The sequence below is a fragment of the Methylomagnum ishizawai genome, from assembly GCF_019670005.1.
In the GTDB taxonomy this organism is placed as follows: domain Bacteria; phylum Pseudomonadota; class Gammaproteobacteria; order Methylococcales; family Methylococcaceae; genus Methylomagnum; species Methylomagnum ishizawai.
Genome location: NZ_AP019783.1, coordinates 2925520 through 2941503 on the forward strand (window position 1 = coordinate 2925520; position 15984 = coordinate 2941503).

The window sequence follows — 15984 nt, forward strand, 5'->3', positions numbered from 1 at the left end:
GCTCAGCGCAGCTTGAAAATCGCGATTTCCTTGCGTAGTTCGCCTATCGCGCCTTCCAGCCTCTGGGTGGCGGCGTTGGTCTCCTCCAAGGCCTGGGCCGAAATCCGGGCGCTCTCGGTCAAGGACACCATGGCGTCGCGGATTTGCCGGGCACCCGCCGATTGCGAGCGCATCCCCTCGTGGACCGCCTCGAACCTGGGCATCAAAGCCTGCACTTCCTGGATGATCTGCGAGAAGCGCTGACCGATGCGGCGGGTCTCGGCCACGCTGGTCTGCACCTGCTCGTTGAACTTGTCCATCTCCATCACCCCGCTGCCCACGGCGTCGTGCATCTCCCGCACCATATGCTCGATGTCCAGGGTGGCGACGGCGGTCTGGTCGGCGAGGCGGCGGATTTCCCGCGCCAGCACCGCGAACCCGAGGCCGTATTCGCCCGCCTTCTCGGCTTCGATGGAGGCGTTCAAGGACAAGAGGTTGGTCTGATCGGCGATCTTGGTGATGGTGGTGGTGATGCTGCCGATGGAATTGGCCTTGTCGTTGATGACGCCGAAACGCCCGGCTATCGATTGGGTGGCCCCAGCCAGATGGTGCATGGCCTGTTCCATATCGCCCAGCGCGGATTGCCCGGAATCCGCCAAGTCCCGCGCATGGCCCGCCCCCTGGGTCACGCCGGCCATGGTGTTGACCAACTCTTCCGAGGTGGCGGAGATTTCCTTGGCGGCGGCGGCGATTTGCAGCGTGGTCGCGCCCAGCCCGGCGGCTTCGTCGCCCTGGGCGCGGGTCATGGCGCTCAGGGTGTTGGTGGCGGACACCAGGTCGATGGTGGACTTCCTGACCTGCCCGATCAGCGAATTGAGATAGCTCACCATCCGCCCGAGGGCGTTCAGCAGCTTGCCGGTTTCGTCCTCGCGCTTGGTGTCCAGGGCCACGCTGAGATCGCCCTCCGCCACCCGCTCGGCGGTGATCACCGCCATCTGGATGGGCCACGAAATCGACCGCGCCACCCACAGGGCCAACAACACCACCGGAATCAGGATCAAGGTCAGCAAGACGACCATGGCCTTGGTCTGTTCCTCCAGCATTTCCAAGGCTTCTTCGATATCCTGCTGGACCACGATGCCCCAACGGAACGAGGGGATGTAGGTCCAGGCCGCCAACACCCGCCCCCCCTCGATATTGATGAGTTCGCCACTGCCCTGCCCGCCCAGCACGGCCCGCTGCGTACCCTGGCCAATCTCCGCGCCCAATCTGACGCTGAGATTGAAAGCCGCGTCGGGCCGGTGCCGGATCGGGGCCACGACCCGCGCCAAGTCGCCACCATCCTCCAAGGCGGCCACCACCACATAGCCGTTCTTGCCCAGGCCGGAATAATCGGTGAACGCCTCGAACACCTCGGCGGTATTCAGTTGCAGCACCAGGAAGCCGACCACCCGGCCCTCCTGGTCGTAGACCGGCGCCGCCATGAACCCCAAGGGCGTTTCTATCCCCGGATAGAGCGCGAAATCGGAAATATCGGTGTCGAGCAAGGTCATGGTGCGGCGCAACACATTCGCCATCGGCGTATCGCGCTGCGGCCCGTACAGCAGGTTGTCGCCCAGGGCGAGGTTGGTCTGGGTCTGCATCAGGACGATGCCCCTTGGGTCCACCAACACCACCTCGGAAAACCCCAGGTTGGGCGCGAAATAGTAAAGCAGCGAACGCACATCGGCCTCGGCGGTGGCCCATTCCGACGAACCCTTGATGGCTTTGCGCATGGCCACCGTGGCGACCGCCAGCCGTTTGAGCCGCCCGAACACACCGGCGGCACGGGTGCGTTCGTAGGCGTAGTCCTCGATGCTATCGGCCTTGGCGGCAACGATGACGCTGAGTTGCTCCTGTACCTTCTCGCGCAGCAAGCGCCGGGTCAGGCGGTCGTTGATATAGACCGAGAGCAAGGCCGGTACCAGCAGCAGCAGCATGAACCAAAACACCAGCCGCCGGGCCAGGCTGAGTCCGATGCGCGAACGCAGCGCGGAGAGCCAATCAATGGGTTTCATGGGAAATGCGCCCTTCCGCCGTGGCGGCGTTGAACCAATGGTTTTTCCAACCGCGGTATAAATCCTTGAGGAAATCATCCCATTGCTTGACCGAGCGGGTGCGTGGATAGGGCACCGGACGGATGGGATGCTGGCCGGACCAGACGATCTCGATGCGGCCATCCTCGCGGATCAGGCCCATGTTGAAGGAGCGCCAGGTGTGGCGGGTGGTGGAATCCACGGTGACGATGCCCTCGGGCGCGTCGAAGCTTTGCCCCAGCAAATCGTCGTTGACCGCGTTGACCTCGGTGGTGCCCGCCTGCGCCACCGCCCGTGCCCAGAGATGCACGCTGAAATAGGCGGTTTCCATCACATCGCTCAATACCCGTTTTTCACCATAGCGCTGGCGGAAGCGGTGGACGAACTCGGTGTTCTCCTTGCGCTCGACGCCCTGGAAATAAGGCCAGGCCGCGTAATGGCCGCTGACATCGACGGCGGGCAGCTTTTGCAGTTCCGGGTCGGAGATCGAGAACGACACCACCGGGAATTTCTGGGACTGGAGTCCCGCCTCGCGCAGGGCGCGGTAGAACGGCGCGTTGGAATCGCCGACCAGGGTGCTGAAGATCACATCGGGCCTGGCGGCCTGGATTTGGGCCACGACCGCCCCGGCATCCAAGCCGCCATAGGGCATATAGCCCTCGCCCACGACCTCCCCGCCCAAGGCCATCATCTGGTCGCGGATGATGGCGTTCACCGAGTGCGGCCAGACATAGTCCGAGCCCACCAGGAAGAAGCGCTTGCCCAGATGCTCGTAGGCCCAGTTGACGGCGGGCAGGATTTGCTGGTTGGGCGCCGCGCCGGTGTAGACAATATTGGGCGAGATTTCCAAGCCCTCGTAGGCCATGGGATAGATCATCAGGGCGTGGTGGCGCTCGATCACCGGCCTCACGGTCTTGCGGCAGGCCGAGGTCCAGCAGGCGATGAGGGCGGCGACCTTATCCTGGCCGATGAGCTTTTCCGCCTGCCGGGCGTAGGTATCGGGGTCGGACGCGCCGTCCATGACCACGGCCTCGATTTGCCGGCCCAACAAACCGCCCTGGGCGTTGATCTCCTCCACCGCCAACAATTCCGCGTCCACCATCGGTTTTTCGCTGATGGCCATGGCCCCGGTAAGGGCGTGGATGATGCCGAGCCGGATCGGTCCATGCTCCCCGGCGGGATGCCAGAACCACCACGCCTCCGAGGCCAGCACGCCGCCGAATAGGACCACGCCGGCCCATTTGAGGAGCATCCCGGTCCGCCCGGCGCGGTGTTCCGCCATCAGAGCGCGTCCCCGACGGCGGGGAGGATTTGGAACAGGGTGCTGAAGCCGCTGATCTCGAACACATCGCGCAGGGTGGAATTCAAGGCGCACAGCTTCAGGGAACCTTCGGGCGGGAGCCGCTTGGCCGCGACCAGGAACACCCGCAACCCCGCGCTGCTGATGTATACGACCTGCCCCAGGTCGAAGACCAAGCGCGATGCGCCGCCCTCGATCAAGTCCAGGCATTGCTGTTCCAGGTGCTTGGCGCTGGCGGCGTCGATGCGGCCTTCCAAGGCGATGACCAGGGTTTCGCCCGTTTGGGACGTGGCAATGTTCAACATGTTTTCCTCGTGATGGGTAGATGATGGAACGCGCCCGGCAGGTCCGGGACGCGGCTTAATCGTTGAAAACCAACCTCAGTTCGCAATCTCCATGGCCGTGGCCCTCCGCGCCGCGCACCCGGACGCCATCGGCCAAGCGCCGCAGCAAATAGCCCGCCATCCTGAGGACCGCGTCGTTCTCGTCGTCGAGCATGTCCTCGTGGCTGGGCGGATGCATGGACAAGGGCACCAGCGAGCCGTGGTAATACAGCACCACCGCGAAGCTGTATTCGTTGAAGATGGTTTCCATTTCAATCAGGGCGGGCCGGTCGCCGCCACCGGACATCACGGCGTGTTCGGTGAGGATTTCGAACGCCTGCCAGGTGGCGTATTCGGCCCGGCGCACCACTTCGGCCCGCGCTCCCCAGCTTTTGCCCTGGCGTTCCAGGAAGGCCACCACCTCGTCCAGCGAACCCTGGCGGGCGTCGATGACCAAACGTCTGCGGGTATGGTCGCCGATGCGGAACAAGGCCGACAGCAACACCGCGCCCAACACGCCCAGCCCGACGCCGGAGAACAACAAGGATCGCATGGATTCGGGCACTAGGTTCAGGAACAGGGTTTTCAGCGGCTCGAAGCTGAAACCCAGGATCAAGGCGATACCCACGGTGAGGATTTTGCGGTTATCCAGCAGGCGCGAGGCGATGACTTGCAGCCCCGCCATGATGGTGAACGAGGCCAGGAAGATCAGCGCCGCCCCCATCACCGGCTCGGGCAGGATTTCCCAGAACACGATGGCCTTGGGCATGAACGCCAGACAAACCATGATGCCCGCCAGCCAAAACGCCAGATAGCGGCTGGTGCAGCCGGTCGCCGCCGCCAAGCCCACCGCCCCGCCGCTGGAAGTGAGCGGCAGGCCGTTCAGGAAGGAATTGACGATATTGGTCAAGCCCTCGGCATAGATGCCTTGTTTGAGCAATTCCGGGTCGGGGCGCTTCCAATCGGCGTCGTTGAAGCGCTGCGCCGCCACCAAGGCACCGAAGCCATGCAAAGCCAGGAACAAGCCGGTCAGGAGGGCGGGCAACACCGCGCCACCATCGAGGTGCCAGCCGATATTCATAGGCCGGGGCAGATAGAACAAAGGCGCGTCGACGAATTTTTCCCATTCCGCCAAGGGAATCGCCCCACTGAACCAGGAGCCCAAAAAGCCGGCCGACAAGCCCAAAAAAGCCGAAACCAAGCGCAGGAAGCCGCTGGACCAGACATTGCACAGGATCATGGTGCCCAAGGTCAGCAGGAACAACAGGCCATCGCGGGGACCGGGCGTGGCGTCGGTGCCGGTTTCCAGCAAAAGCTTCATCCCGTTCGACCCCAGGCCCAGCCCGATCAGCATCACCGCGACCCCGGCCACCTGCACCGTGAACACCCCGCGCATCTTGGCGAACAACAGGGCGAAGCCCATCTGGAACAAACCCACCATGCACACCGCCCCGAACACCGCCCCCAAACCACCGCTGGACTTGGCGACCAGCAAGGCGGCGAAGGTGGAGGAAGTCGCCTGCACCGGACAGAACAAGCCGGAGCCGATGCCCCACAGCTTGGCCGCTTGCAGCGCCACCCCGATGCCCGACCCCAGCAAGGTGGCGGAAATCAATTGCAGGGATTGCTCGTGGTCCAGGTCCAACACCCGCCCGAACAAGGGCGACACCACCAGATAAACGGCCAGGAACGAAATCTGCTGCAAAGCCAGCATCAAGGCCAGCCGGGGCGGTGGCCGGTCTTGGGTCCAGTAGACGATATTGTCGGGCTTACGCATCAATCCAACACGGGCAGGAAGGTCGTATTGGCGGCGTCGGTGGCCCAGAGGTCGCCGGTTTCGAGGTCGAACCACCAGCCCCACAGGCTCAACTCCCCGGCGTCGATGCGCTCCTTGAGCCAGGGATAGGTGGCGAGATTGGCCAGCGAACCGCGGATGGCGGCGCGTTCCACCAGATGCTGATGTTCGCGCAGGCTTTCGATATCCAGTTCGCGGACTTCTTCGCCCCCGGTATCCTCGCCGCCGCCCAAAGGCTTCATCACGTAATTGCAGCAGGCATCCATCGCGATGGAAACCCAGCCGCCGATGAAATCGCGTGGCAGCGGCTGCCCGGCGAAACCGCTCAGGAAGGCTTTGATGCCGCCGCAATGGGCATGGCCCAGCACCACGATATGCTTGACCTTGAGGTCGCGCACCGCGTATTCGATGGCCGAACGCGCCCCGTCGTACTTGCCGTCCAGGCTATAGGGCGGCACCAGGTTGGCGACATTGCGGACCACGAACAATTCGCCCGGATCAGCCCCGGTCAACAAGGCCGGATCGACGCGGGAATCGCTGCACGCGATCAACAGCACCTCGGGATGCTGGCCGTATTCGACCAAATCCCGCATCTTGTCCGGCTCCTGCCGGTAAAAGCGCTGCTGGAATCCCTGGATGCCTTCGAAAAGCTTGGCTAACGCCGGATCGGTGAATTCTTGCATGACGGCCTGATTATGGGTTTACTGTTGACGAGCGGCGGGCGGGAATCCCACCGGGTACGGCTGCTGCCGACATTGTGCCTGTGCGACCGCCTGGGAGACAATCTCCCGCCGCGATAGCCTCCCACCCACCCTAGCGCCCAACATGCCCAACACCCCCAACGGCAGCGCCGCCCCCGCCCAACTCAAGCTGAACCTGCGCCCGGACACGGCGGAACTGGAACCCCTGTCGCTGGCGGTGGAAGCTTTCGGCGCGGACCGGGATTGGTCCCCCGCCCTCGTCATGCAAATCAATCTGGTGCTGGAAGAAATCATCGTCAACACCATCGACTATGGCTATCCCGATGGCCGGGCCGGCCGGATCGAAGTCGTGCTGGAGGCCGACGCCTCCGCCATCCATATCCAGATCGAGGACGACGCCGATGCCTTCGACCCCTTCGCCGAAGCGCCCCGCCCCGATATCGCGGCGGTTTTGGCCGACCGGCCCATCGGCGGCCTGGGCGTGCATCTGGTCCGCCACTACATGGACGTTTGCGCCTATCGCCGCGTCCCTGGCCGCAACCTGATTTCCCTGGTCAAGCGGCTGCCTTCCCCCGCCCCCGCGGCTTGATTCCGATGTTGTTGCTGTTATTCAAGCTCGGGGCACGGCGCTACGCACTGGACGCCATGGCCGTGGCCCAAGTCTTGCCGGTGCCGACCCTGGAACCCGCCCCGCCCGGTCCCCAAGGCTTGGCCGGCTTGCTGCGCTACCGGGGGGGCCTGGTGCCGGTGCTGGACCTCCGCCAAATCGCCGAGGGCGAGCCTTGCGTCCTGGCCCTGAGCAGCCGGGTGATCCTGGTGGGCGGACGCGATGGTTTGCTGGGGCTCCTGGCCGAACACGTCACCGATACCGCGCATTTGGACGCCGCCCATCAACTGGCGGCCATCGCCCGCCAATCCGGCCCGGATTGGCTGGACCCCACCCTTTACGAAGACGAGGAAGGCTTGGCGCAGCGGGTGCATTGGGCCGCGTTGCTGACGCCGGAACTACGGGCCTTGGCCGGACCCGAGGTCGATCCGCCATGACGCCGGGCGACCGCGCCTACCTACGCGCCTGGCTGGAACGGGAATTCGGCCTGGACGCCGACACCCTGGGACCGGATGCGCCGGACTTGGCGCTAGCGGCCCGCCGCGCCGCCACCGGCCTGGACGGGGACGCGGCCTATCTCCGGCTGTGGCGGCGCGACCCGCTGGAACGGCAGGCTTGGTTGGAACAAGTGCTGGTGGGCGAAACCTGGTTTTTCCGGGAACGGGGCGCATTCGGCCTATTGCGCCAACACGCCGGGGCATCCGGGCGGGCGGACCGTCCGCTGCGCGTCCTCTGCCTGCCCTGCGCCAGCGGCGAAGAGGCTTGGTCCATCGCCATCAGCCTGCGCCAAGCCGGGCTGGATGCGGACAGCGCCCGCATCGTCGCCATGGACGCGAGCCATGCCGCCCTGGACGCCGCCCGCCGCGGCCACTACGGCCTCCGCGCCTTGCGTGGACTCGACCCGCGGCAATGGGCGGAATATCTCCTGCCCGAGGCGGAAGGCCGCTTCCGGGTGGCGGACTCCTTGCGCGGCATGGTGGATTTCGTGGCGGGCAACGCCCTGGACGCCGGGATTCTGCGGCAGCATGCCCCGTTCGACGCGGTATTCTGCCGCAACCTGATGATTTATATGAGCGCGGCGGGCCGGGTCCAACTGTGCCGGTCGCTGGCGGACGGCCTAGCGGCGGACGGGTTGTTGTTCCTGGGCCATGCCGAAACGCCACCGGAACCCGCCGCCTGGGCCCGCCATGGCGACAGCGGGGCGTTCGCTTGGCGCAAAGCCACGGCCCAGCCCCGTAGCCCGGATGCGGCGCGGCGGAGTCCGGGGAAGCCGCCCACCGATCCCCCGCCCGGATTGCGTTCCACGCCCGCCGGGCCGGGCGACGCCCCCCAATCCCCCAGGATCGCGCCGCCCAATCCGTCCCCGCCCGCCCTGCACACGGCCCGTACCCTCGCCAACCAAGGCGCTTACCAGGAAGCCCTGCGCCTCCTGGAACAAGCCGTCGCGCACTCCCCGCTCGATCCCGACATACACGCCCTGCTCGGCATCCTCCACGACCGGCAGAACCAGCCGGAACGGGCGGCGCTGCATTTCCGCCGCGCCCTCTACCTCGCCCCCGGCCACGCCGAAAGCCTCGCCCACCTCGCCCTGCTGCAAGAACGCCGCGGCCTGCGGGCGGAGGCCGAACGGCTACGGCAGCGCCTGCGCCAGACGGTCGGGCCATGACCCACCGCCTGGCCCTGGCCGAAAGCCAATGCTGGAAACGCATCGGCACCCACGGCGACCGCAGCTGCGAGGAATTGGAATATTGCATCCATTGCCGTTCCTGCCCGGTCTACCATCTGGCCGGACGGCGCTTGCTGGACCGCCCCATCCCGGCGGAATACCGGGAGGAATGGCGGCGGCGCCTGGCCGAAATCCCGGAAACCCCGGACCCCGATAGCCTGGGCTTGATGGTGTTCCGGGTGGCGGGCCATTGGCTGGCCCTGCCCTCGTCCTGCCTGGACGCGACCTTGAATCCCGCCCCGGTCCGCAAAGTCCCGCATCGCGGCCACCGCCATTTCCTGGGGCTGGTCAACGCCCAGGGCGAATTGCAACTGTGTTTCACCCTGGAACACCTGCTCGATCCCCATGGCAGCGAAACTGCCGGAAACCCGGCCCCGACCGGCACGGGCCGGGCTTTTCCCCGCTTGTTGGTCATCAAGGTCCGGGGCCAGCGCTGGGCCTTCCCCGCCGACGAGGTGCTGGGCATCGAACGCCAGCCCCGCGCCCGCCTGCAACCCCCGCCCGCCCATCTGCGCCTCGCGCCCGACCACCCGGTCACGGCCCTGTGCGAGGTGGAAGGACGCCGGGTCAGCCTACTGGACCCGGAACGCTTGGTGGCCCACTTCGCCGAGGCGGTGCGGTGAGCGCCCCGGACGCCTTCCTGCTGGAATTGTTCCGCGAGGAAATGGCGGCCCACACGGCGGCGCTGACCGAAGGCTTGCTCACCCTGGAGCGCGGCGCGGACGCGACGACCGAGCCCTTGATGCGGGCCGCCCATTCGATCAAGGGCGCGGCGCGGGTGGTGGACCTGCTCCCGGCGGAGCGCATCGCCCACCACATGGAAGATGTGTTCGTGGCGCTGGAGGAGCGGCGTTTAACACTGGACGCCGCGGCCATCGACACCTTGCTGCAAGCGGTGGATTGGCTGCTGGGACTCAGCCTGGTGGACGGCGGCGAACTGCCGGACTGGCTGGACCACCACGCCGACGCGGCGGAAGCCTGGGCCGGGCGCATCGCGGCCCTGCTCGATCCCCCCGGAATCCCGGCCCCGCCGCCGGACCCCGACCCGCCGCAAGCCGCCGCCAACGTCCCGCCGGAGACCGAAGCGCCGCCCGCCGCGGCTCCTATCGAACCCACCCCACCGGCCCAGCCACCCAGCGACGGCACCGCGCCCGACCGGGCCGTCAAGGTGACGGCGGACACCCTGAGCCAACTGCTGGGCTACGCCGCCGAAGCCCTGCTGGAAGCCCAGCGCCTCGAACCCCTGGTCCGCGCCGGGCAAAACCTGAAAAAGCTCAGCCAACGCCTGGCCGGGGCGCTGGACTCGGACCCGGCCAGCGCCAAACACCTCCTCCGCGAACTGGACAACGCCCTGGACCGGCAGGACGCGGCCCTGCGCGAAATCTCCAGCCGCGGCATCCATCTGGCCGAACAACTGCACCGCACCGTGCTGAGCAGCCGGATGCGGCCCTTCGCCGACGGTGTCCAGGGCTTTCCCCGCCTGGTGCGCGACCTGGCCCGCCAACTCGGCAAGCAAGCCCGCCTCGACCTTGCGGGGCTCGCCACCCGGGTGGACCGCGATGTGTTGGACAAGCTGGACGCCCCGCTCAACCACCTGTTACGCAACGCCCTGGACCACGGCCTGGAATCCCCGGAAGAGCGGGAAGCCCAGGGCAAACCCGCCGAGGGCCGCATCGTCCTCGAAGCCCGCCACCGCGCCGGGCGCTTGGTGGTCTCGGTGCGGGACGATGGCCGCGGCGTCGATCTCGGCCAACTCCGCGCCCGCATCGTCGAGCGCGGCCTGGTGACCCAGGACATGGCGGCGCGGCTCAGTCCGGCGGAACTCTACGATTTCCTATTCCTGCCGGGGCTCAGCACCCGCGACAGCGTGACCGAAATCTCCGGGCGCGGCGTCGGCCTGGACGTGGTGCAGACCATGGTGCATGGCTTCGGCGGCTCCTTGAAAGTCGGTTCGGAACCGGGCCAGGGCACCCGCTTCGAGTTGGTCCTGCCCGCCACCCGCTCGGTGTCGCGGGTGCTGCGGGTGGATATCGCGGGCGAAGCCTTCGCCCTGCCCCTGGCCCGCATCGACCAGGCCCTGCGCCTGTCCAGCCAGCAGTTGTATTGCCTGGGCGGCTATTATTTCTTTCCGGGCGCGGGCGAAAACATCGCCCTGGTCTCGGCCCGCGCCTTGCTCGCCCTGGACGAAGCGCCCCTGCCCGAAGGCGAACTCTCCTTGGTCCTGATCGGCGACGGCGAACAGCGCTATGCTTTGGAGGTCGATGCGTTGCGCGGCGAATGCGAACTGGTGGCCCGGCCCCTGGACCCGCGCCTGGGCAAGGTCCCCAACCTGGGAGCCGCCGCCGTGGACGAGCAAGGCGTCCCGGTGTTGATCCTCGACGTGGATGATCTGCTGCGCTCGGCGGAACGGCTGGCGGGCCAGGCCCAACGCCCACGCCGCCACGGGACCAGAACCCAGCCGCGCCGGACCCGGCGGGTCTTGGTGGTGGACGATTCCCTCACCGTGCGGGAATTGGAACGGAAGCTCTTGGAAAATCGCGGCTACGAAGTGGAGGTGGCGGTGGACGGGATGGAAGGCTGGAACGCGCTGGGCCTTGCGGATTACGACCTGGTGGTCAGCGATGTGGATATGCCGCGCATGAACGGCATCGACCTGGTGCGGAAGATCAAATCCCATCCGCGCTTCGCCGCCCTGCCGGTGGTCATCGTGTCCTACAAGGACCGGCCCGAGGACCGCCTGCGCGGCATGGAGGCGGGAGCCGATTATTACCTGACCAAGGGCAGCTTCCACGATTCCGGCCTGATCGACGCCGTACACGACCTCATCGGCGCGGCGGACGCCCCATGAAGATCGCCATCGCCTACGCCGGGCCGGATACCCTGGCTTTGCGGCGGCTGCTGGCCGCGACGCCGGGCCTGGAGTTCTACTGGTCCAGCGCCCAGGGCCGGGAAACGGCGGGGCTGTGCCTGGAATACCCGCCCGATTTGCTGCTGATGGGACTGTCGCTCGCCGATATGGATTGCGCCCAAGCCACCCGCCTGATCCTGTCGACCCAGCCCTGTCCCATCCTGTTGATTTGCGCCGATCCCCAGGCCGATTACCCACGGGTGTACGAAGCCTTGGCCCTGGGCGCCATGGACGCCGCCAGCCTGCCCGGCCTGGGCGCGGCGGGCGGAGCGCTGGACGGCGGCGATTTGCTGAACCGTATCGATACCCTGGGCACCCTGTGCGGCCATGAACCGCCTTCGCGGCGGCGGCGTCCGGTCCCGCCCGCCGCCGCGCCCGCGGAACCCAAGCCACCGCCCATGATCGCCATCGGTGCCTCGACCGGCGGTCCCAAGGCGCTGGCGACCCTGCTCGAAGGCCTGCCCGCCGATTTCCCCGCCGCCATCGTCATCGTGCAACACCTCGACCCGCCGCTCGCCGCCGGGTTGGCGACTTTGCTGGATAGGCATTCGCCCCTGCCGGTCGCGGCGTTGTCGCAGAGGACGCGCCCGCAAGCGGGCCGGGTGTGGCTGGCCGCCGGGGCCGAGCATGTGGTCCTGGACGAGCGTTTCCACCTGGATTTCAGCGCCGAACCCCAGGGGCTGGCCTGCCGCCCCTCGGTGGATGTGTTCTTCCACAGCCTCGCCCGCCATGCGGAAGCGCGGGGCTGCGGGGTATTGCTGACCGGGATGGGACGGGATGGCGCGGCGGGACTCTTGGCCCTGCGCGGGGCGGGCTTCTACACCATCGCCCAGGACGAAGCCAGCAGCGTGGTATTCGGGATGCCCAAGGCGGCCCTGGAATTGGACGGGGCTTGCGCGGTGTTGCCGCTGGCGGAAATCGCCGGGCGCTTGGTCGAACGGATGGGTCCGATGGCCGGCCCTGCCCGTCCGGCGCTTTAGGCGCTATCATCCCGCCGCCCAACCGCTTCCGATAAAACCCATGAACCCCGAATCCCCCGCCCTGCCCGCCCACCACAGCGTGGTGCTGTTGATCGACGACCAGCGCATCATCTGCGAAGCGGTGAAGCGCATGTTGCTCACCGAGCCCGATATCGAATTCCACTACACCTGCGATCCCAGCCAAGCCCTGGCCCTGGCGCGGCAACTCTGTCCCACCCTGATCCTCCAGGACCTGGTGATGCCGGACACCGACGGGCTGGACCTGGTCCGGGCCTTCCGCGCCGACGCCGACACCGCCCAGGTGCCCTTGATCGTGCTGTCCAGCAAGGAAGAAGCCGTGGTCAAGGCCGAGGCGTTCCGGGCCGGGGCCAACGATTATTTGGTGAAGCTGCCCGACCGCATCGAACTCATCGCCCGCATCCGCTACCACTGCAAGGCCTATATCGCCCTGCTGGAACGCAACGAAGCCTTCGCCGCCCTGGAAAAGAGCCAGCGGACCTTGGCCGCCGAACTGGCCGAGGCCGCCGCCTATGTGCGCTCGTTGCTGCCGCCGCCCCTGGAGCGGCCCGGACTCGCCACCGCCTGGGAATTCCTGCCTTCGAGTTCGCTGGGCGGGGATGCCTTCGGCTATTTCGATATCGACGCCGAGCATTTCGCGGTGTTCCTGCTCGATGTCTGCGGCCATGGCGTGGGCTCGGCCCTGCTCTCGGTCAGCGCCATGAACGCGCTGATGGGGCAAAGCCTCCCGACCGTGGATTTCCGCGAGCCCGCCGCCGTGCTGGTGGCGCTGAACGGCTTGTTCCCGATGGAAAAGCACAACAACCTGTATTTCACCCTGTGGTATGGCGTGGCACACCTCCCCAGCCGGACCCTGCGCTATGCCAGCGCGGGCCATCCGCCGGCGGTGCTGCTGGGCGGGACGGAACCGGGTTTGCTGCGCTGCCGGGCCATGCCCATCGGCACTTGGCCGGAAGCCCGTTTCGAGACCGGCGCGGCCAGCCTCCCGGACGAGGCCCGGCTCTATCTCTTCAGCGATGGGCTATACGAAATCAACGGTCCCGACGGCGCGGCGGTGGAGTTCGAGGCGTTCGTGCGCGTCCTGGCCGAACCCGAAGGCCGGCCGGGACGCAAGATCGCCGAAGTGGTGGCGGCGATGCGGGCCTGGCAGGGGCGGGAAGATTTCGACGACGACGTGTCCTTGCTGGAAGTCAGGATCGCGTAACCGGCTACATCGCCGCCCGCCGCGCCACGCCGCTGCGGTACGCCGCCTCCTCCACCTCGCGGGCCACGGCCTCCGCCACCCGCTTATCGAACACCGAGGGCACGATGTATTCGCGGTGCAACTCGTGTTCGCCGATCAGCCCGGCGATGGCATGGGCCGCGGCCAGCTTCATCTCCTCGGTGATGCGGGTGGCGCGGCAAGCCAAAGCGCCCCGGAAGATACCGGGGAAGCACAGCACGTTGTTGATCTGGTTGGGATAATCGGAACGCCCGGTCGCCATCACCGCGACATGGGGTTCGGCCTCCTCCGGCATGATCTCGGGCGTGGGATTGGCCATGGCGAACACGATGGGCCGCGCATCCATTTTCTTGAGATCGGCGGCGGTGATGGCCCCCGGCACCGACAGGCCCAGGAACACATCGGCCCCCTCGATCACTTCATGGACGGTGCCGCGCTCGCCATCGGGGTTGGTCAGCTCGGCATAGGCGGTCTTGGCCTCGTTCATATGTTCCTGCCGCCCGCGATACAAAGCGCCGAGCTGGTCACAACCCACCACGTTGCGCACCCCCGCCGCCATGATGATCTTGGTGCAAGCCACGCCCGCCGCCCCCACGCCATTAACCACCACCTTGATGTCCTCCATGCGCTTGCCGACCAGCTTGAGCGCGTTCAGCAAGGCCGCCAACACCACCACCGCCGTGCCGTGCTGGTCGTCGTGGAACACCGGGATATCCAGTTCCTCCTGCAAACGCCGTTCGATATCGAAGCAGCGCGGCGAAGCGATATCCTCCAGGTTGATGCCGCCGAACACCGGGGCGATGGCCTTGACCACGCGCACGATCTCGTCCGGGTCTTGGGTGTCGAGGCAGATCGGGAAGGCATCCACCCCGGCGAATTCCTTGAACAACATGGCCTTGCCCTCCATCACCGGCAAAGCCGCCGCCGGGCCGATATTGCCCAGGCCCAACACGGCGGTGCCATCGGTGACGACGGCCACGGTGTTCTTCTTGATGGTCAGGGTGAACAGCTTGTCGGGGTCGCGGTGGATGGCCTCGCAAACCCGCGCCACACCGGGGGTATAGGCCATGGACAAATCGGCGCGTGTCTTGAGCGGGGCTTTCGACACCACCTCGATCTTGCCGCCCAAGTGCATGAGGAAGGTGCGGTCGGAGACATTGACCACCTCGACGCCTTCGAGGGCGCGGACGGCCTCGACGATGTCCTCGCCATGGGCGCTGGAACCGGCGTCGACCGAGATATCGCGCAGCACATAATCCTGGCCGATGCCGACGATATCGATGGCCCCGATATCGCCGCCCGCCCGGCCTATGGCGGTGGTGACCTTGCCGAGGGTGCCGGTTTTGTTGGAGAGGCGGACGCGCAGGGTGAGGCTGTAACTGGCGCTGGGGGTGTGGGCGAAAGCTTGGGAGGGAGCGTTCATGGGATTCCTAATGATGGGGCATTAAAGGCCCTGGATCATAGCTCATCAGGGAAGCAGCCTGTTCATCCCCGTGGGAGATGGTGCGCTTCCCGGTTCTGCGGGAAGCGCGCCTGCCGGAACCGGCCCGGTCAGCGCAAAGCTGGCACCATCACCCTGTCCCTCGTCAGGCAGAAAACCGGGGGCCGACAGCCATGGCCGTGCCCGAGTCGTGGAACCCACGCACCACGGTCTGGACGATCCGCCTTTCGGTCGCCATCACCGCGGAATCGGGCGAACCAAAACCGATCCAGCGCCCGGCCCGGTAATCCGGGAAGCCGGCCACCCTTGGAACCGGCAAGACATCGTGGAAAACTTCCGGTTTTCGATCCGTCCAGGGTTTTCTCACGAGGCCATCCATGCAAGACACTTTACAAGCCGCCGACATGGCCCATGTCATCCAACTTTCGGTCGCGCCGGTCTTCCTGCTCTCCGGCATCGGTGCCCTGCTATCGGTGCTGAGCGCCCGTGTGGGCCGTGTCGTCGACCGCTCGCGCCATATCGAGCATCTTTGCGAAGAAGCGGCCGAGCTTCCCCCGCAGATGCGCCGTGAATTCGAGATACTGTCGCGCCGCGCCCGCATGGCCAACTGGGCCATCAGCCTCTGCACCAGTTGCGCGCTATTGATCTGCACCCTGATCGTCGTGTTGTTCGTCGGCGCGTTTTTAAGCCTCGACGTGTCGGCCATCATCGCCTTGCTGTTCATCGCGGCGATGAGCGTCTTGATACTGGCCTTGATGTGTTTCCTGAAGGAAATCCATCTGGCCATCGCCAGCTTGCGGATCCGGCGCTAGGACCGCCGGGCAGCCACCAGGAAAATTTCCCGGACTGCCTCTCCATAGAGATGCTTGATGCCTGGATCGCCGGGAAAATACCATAAACCGGATACAG

At 66.4% G+C, this 15984-nt stretch carries 15 protein-coding genes; 8 read left to right on the forward strand and 7 right to left on the reverse strand.

The features are described 5' to 3' along the window. Nucleotides 1-2 precede the first annotated feature (2 nt). Genes K5658_RS13290 through K5658_RS13310 form a run of 5 tightly spaced genes read right to left on the reverse strand, consistent with a single transcriptional unit; the run spans nt 3 to nt 6155 of the window. Nucleotides 3-2036 carry a methyl-accepting chemotaxis protein gene (locus K5658_RS13290; RefSeq protein WP_221063612.1) on the reverse strand — a complete coding sequence of 678 codons (2034 nt, stop codon included), beginning with the start codon at nt 2034-2036 and terminating at the stop codon, nt 3-5. Continuing rightward, nucleotides 2023-3336: an ABC transporter substrate-binding protein gene (locus K5658_RS13295; protein ID WP_246628443.1), complete on the reverse strand. Its 1314-nt coding sequence runs from the start codon at nt 3334-3336 to the stop codon at nt 2023-2025. The genes K5658_RS13290 and K5658_RS13295 overlap by 14 nt, the downstream gene beginning before the upstream one ends. Beyond that, on the reverse strand, nt 3336-3659 hold the full coding sequence (locus K5658_RS13300; RefSeq protein WP_221063613.1) for an STAS domain-containing protein: 324 nt from the start codon (nt 3657-3659) through the stop codon (nt 3336-3338). The genes K5658_RS13295 and K5658_RS13300 overlap by 1 nt, the downstream gene beginning before the upstream one ends. Before the next feature lie 55 nt (nt 3660-3714). Then, nucleotides 3715-5454, reverse strand: a complete 1740-nt coding sequence (locus K5658_RS13305; RefSeq protein WP_221063614.1) for a uracil-xanthine permease family protein — start codon at nt 5452-5454, stop codon at nt 3715-3717. After that, nucleotides 5454-6155 (reverse strand): carbonic anhydrase, encoded by a 702-nt coding sequence (locus K5658_RS13310; protein ID WP_221063615.1) that lies wholly within the window; start codon nt 6153-6155, stop codon nt 5454-5456. Before K5658_RS13310 ends, K5658_RS13305 begins: the two co-directional genes overlap by 1 nt. A 142-nt stretch (nt 6156-6297) precedes the next feature. Between K5658_RS13310 and K5658_RS13315 the strand changes: the two genes are divergently transcribed. The 7 genes from K5658_RS13315 to K5658_RS23975 are packed head-to-tail and all read left to right on the forward strand — an operon-like array spanning nt 6298 to nt 13616. Beyond that, entirely contained in the window at nt 6298-6762 is a 465-nt protein-coding gene (locus tag K5658_RS13315) for an ATP-binding protein (protein WP_221063616.1), read from the forward strand. A gap of 5 nt (nt 6763-6767) precedes the next feature. Then, nucleotides 6768-7217 carry a chemotaxis protein CheW gene (locus K5658_RS13320; protein WP_221063617.1) on the forward strand — a complete coding sequence of 150 codons (450 nt, stop codon included), beginning with the start codon at nt 6768-6770 and terminating at the stop codon, nt 7215-7217. Then, entirely contained in the window at nt 7214-8446 is a 1233-nt protein-coding gene (locus K5658_RS13325; RefSeq protein ID WP_221063618.1) for a CheR family methyltransferase, read from the forward strand. The genes K5658_RS13320 and K5658_RS13325 overlap by 4 nt, the downstream gene beginning before the upstream one ends. Further along, nucleotides 8443-9129 (forward strand): chemotaxis protein CheW, encoded by a 687-nt coding sequence (locus K5658_RS13330; RefSeq protein WP_221063619.1) that lies wholly within the window; start codon nt 8443-8445, stop codon nt 9127-9129. Before K5658_RS13325 ends, K5658_RS13330 begins: the two co-directional genes overlap by 4 nt. Beyond that, entirely contained in the window at nt 9126-11354 is a 2229-nt protein-coding gene (locus K5658_RS13335; protein ID WP_246628444.1) for a hybrid sensor histidine kinase/response regulator, read from the forward strand. The genes K5658_RS13330 and K5658_RS13335 overlap by 4 nt, the downstream gene beginning before the upstream one ends. Continuing rightward, nucleotides 11351-12394 (forward strand): chemotaxis-specific protein-glutamate methyltransferase CheB, encoded by a 1044-nt coding sequence (gene cheB / locus K5658_RS13340; protein WP_221063620.1) that lies wholly within the window; start codon nt 11351-11353, stop codon nt 12392-12394. Before K5658_RS13335 ends, cheB begins: the two co-directional genes overlap by 4 nt. A gap of 40 nt (nt 12395-12434) precedes the next feature. Beyond that, nucleotides 12435-13616, forward strand: a complete 1182-nt coding sequence (locus tag K5658_RS23975; RefSeq protein WP_221063621.1) for a SpoIIE family protein phosphatase — start codon at nt 12435-12437, stop codon at nt 13614-13616. A 4-nt stretch (nt 13617-13620) separates the two neighbouring features. On the opposite strand, the gene K5658_RS13350 is transcribed toward K5658_RS23975, so the two are convergent. Then, nucleotides 13621-15057: a malic enzyme-like NAD(P)-binding protein gene (locus K5658_RS13350; protein ID WP_221063622.1), complete on the reverse strand. Its 1437-nt coding sequence runs from the start codon at nt 15055-15057 to the stop codon at nt 13621-13623. A 163-nt stretch (nt 15058-15220) separates the two neighbouring features. After that, nucleotides 15221-15442 carry a hypothetical protein gene (locus K5658_RS13355; protein WP_221063623.1) on the reverse strand — a complete coding sequence of 74 codons (222 nt, stop codon included), beginning with the start codon at nt 15440-15442 and terminating at the stop codon, nt 15221-15223. Nucleotides 15443-15452: 10 nt separating this feature from the next. Here K5658_RS13355 and K5658_RS13360 point away from each other — a divergent pair, with 10 nt between their 5' ends. Further along, on the forward strand, nt 15453-15887 hold the full coding sequence (locus K5658_RS13360) for a DUF2721 domain-containing protein (RefSeq protein ID WP_221063624.1): 435 nt from the start codon (nt 15453-15455) through the stop codon (nt 15885-15887). The last annotated feature ends 97 nt before the right edge of the window (nt 15888-15984 follow it).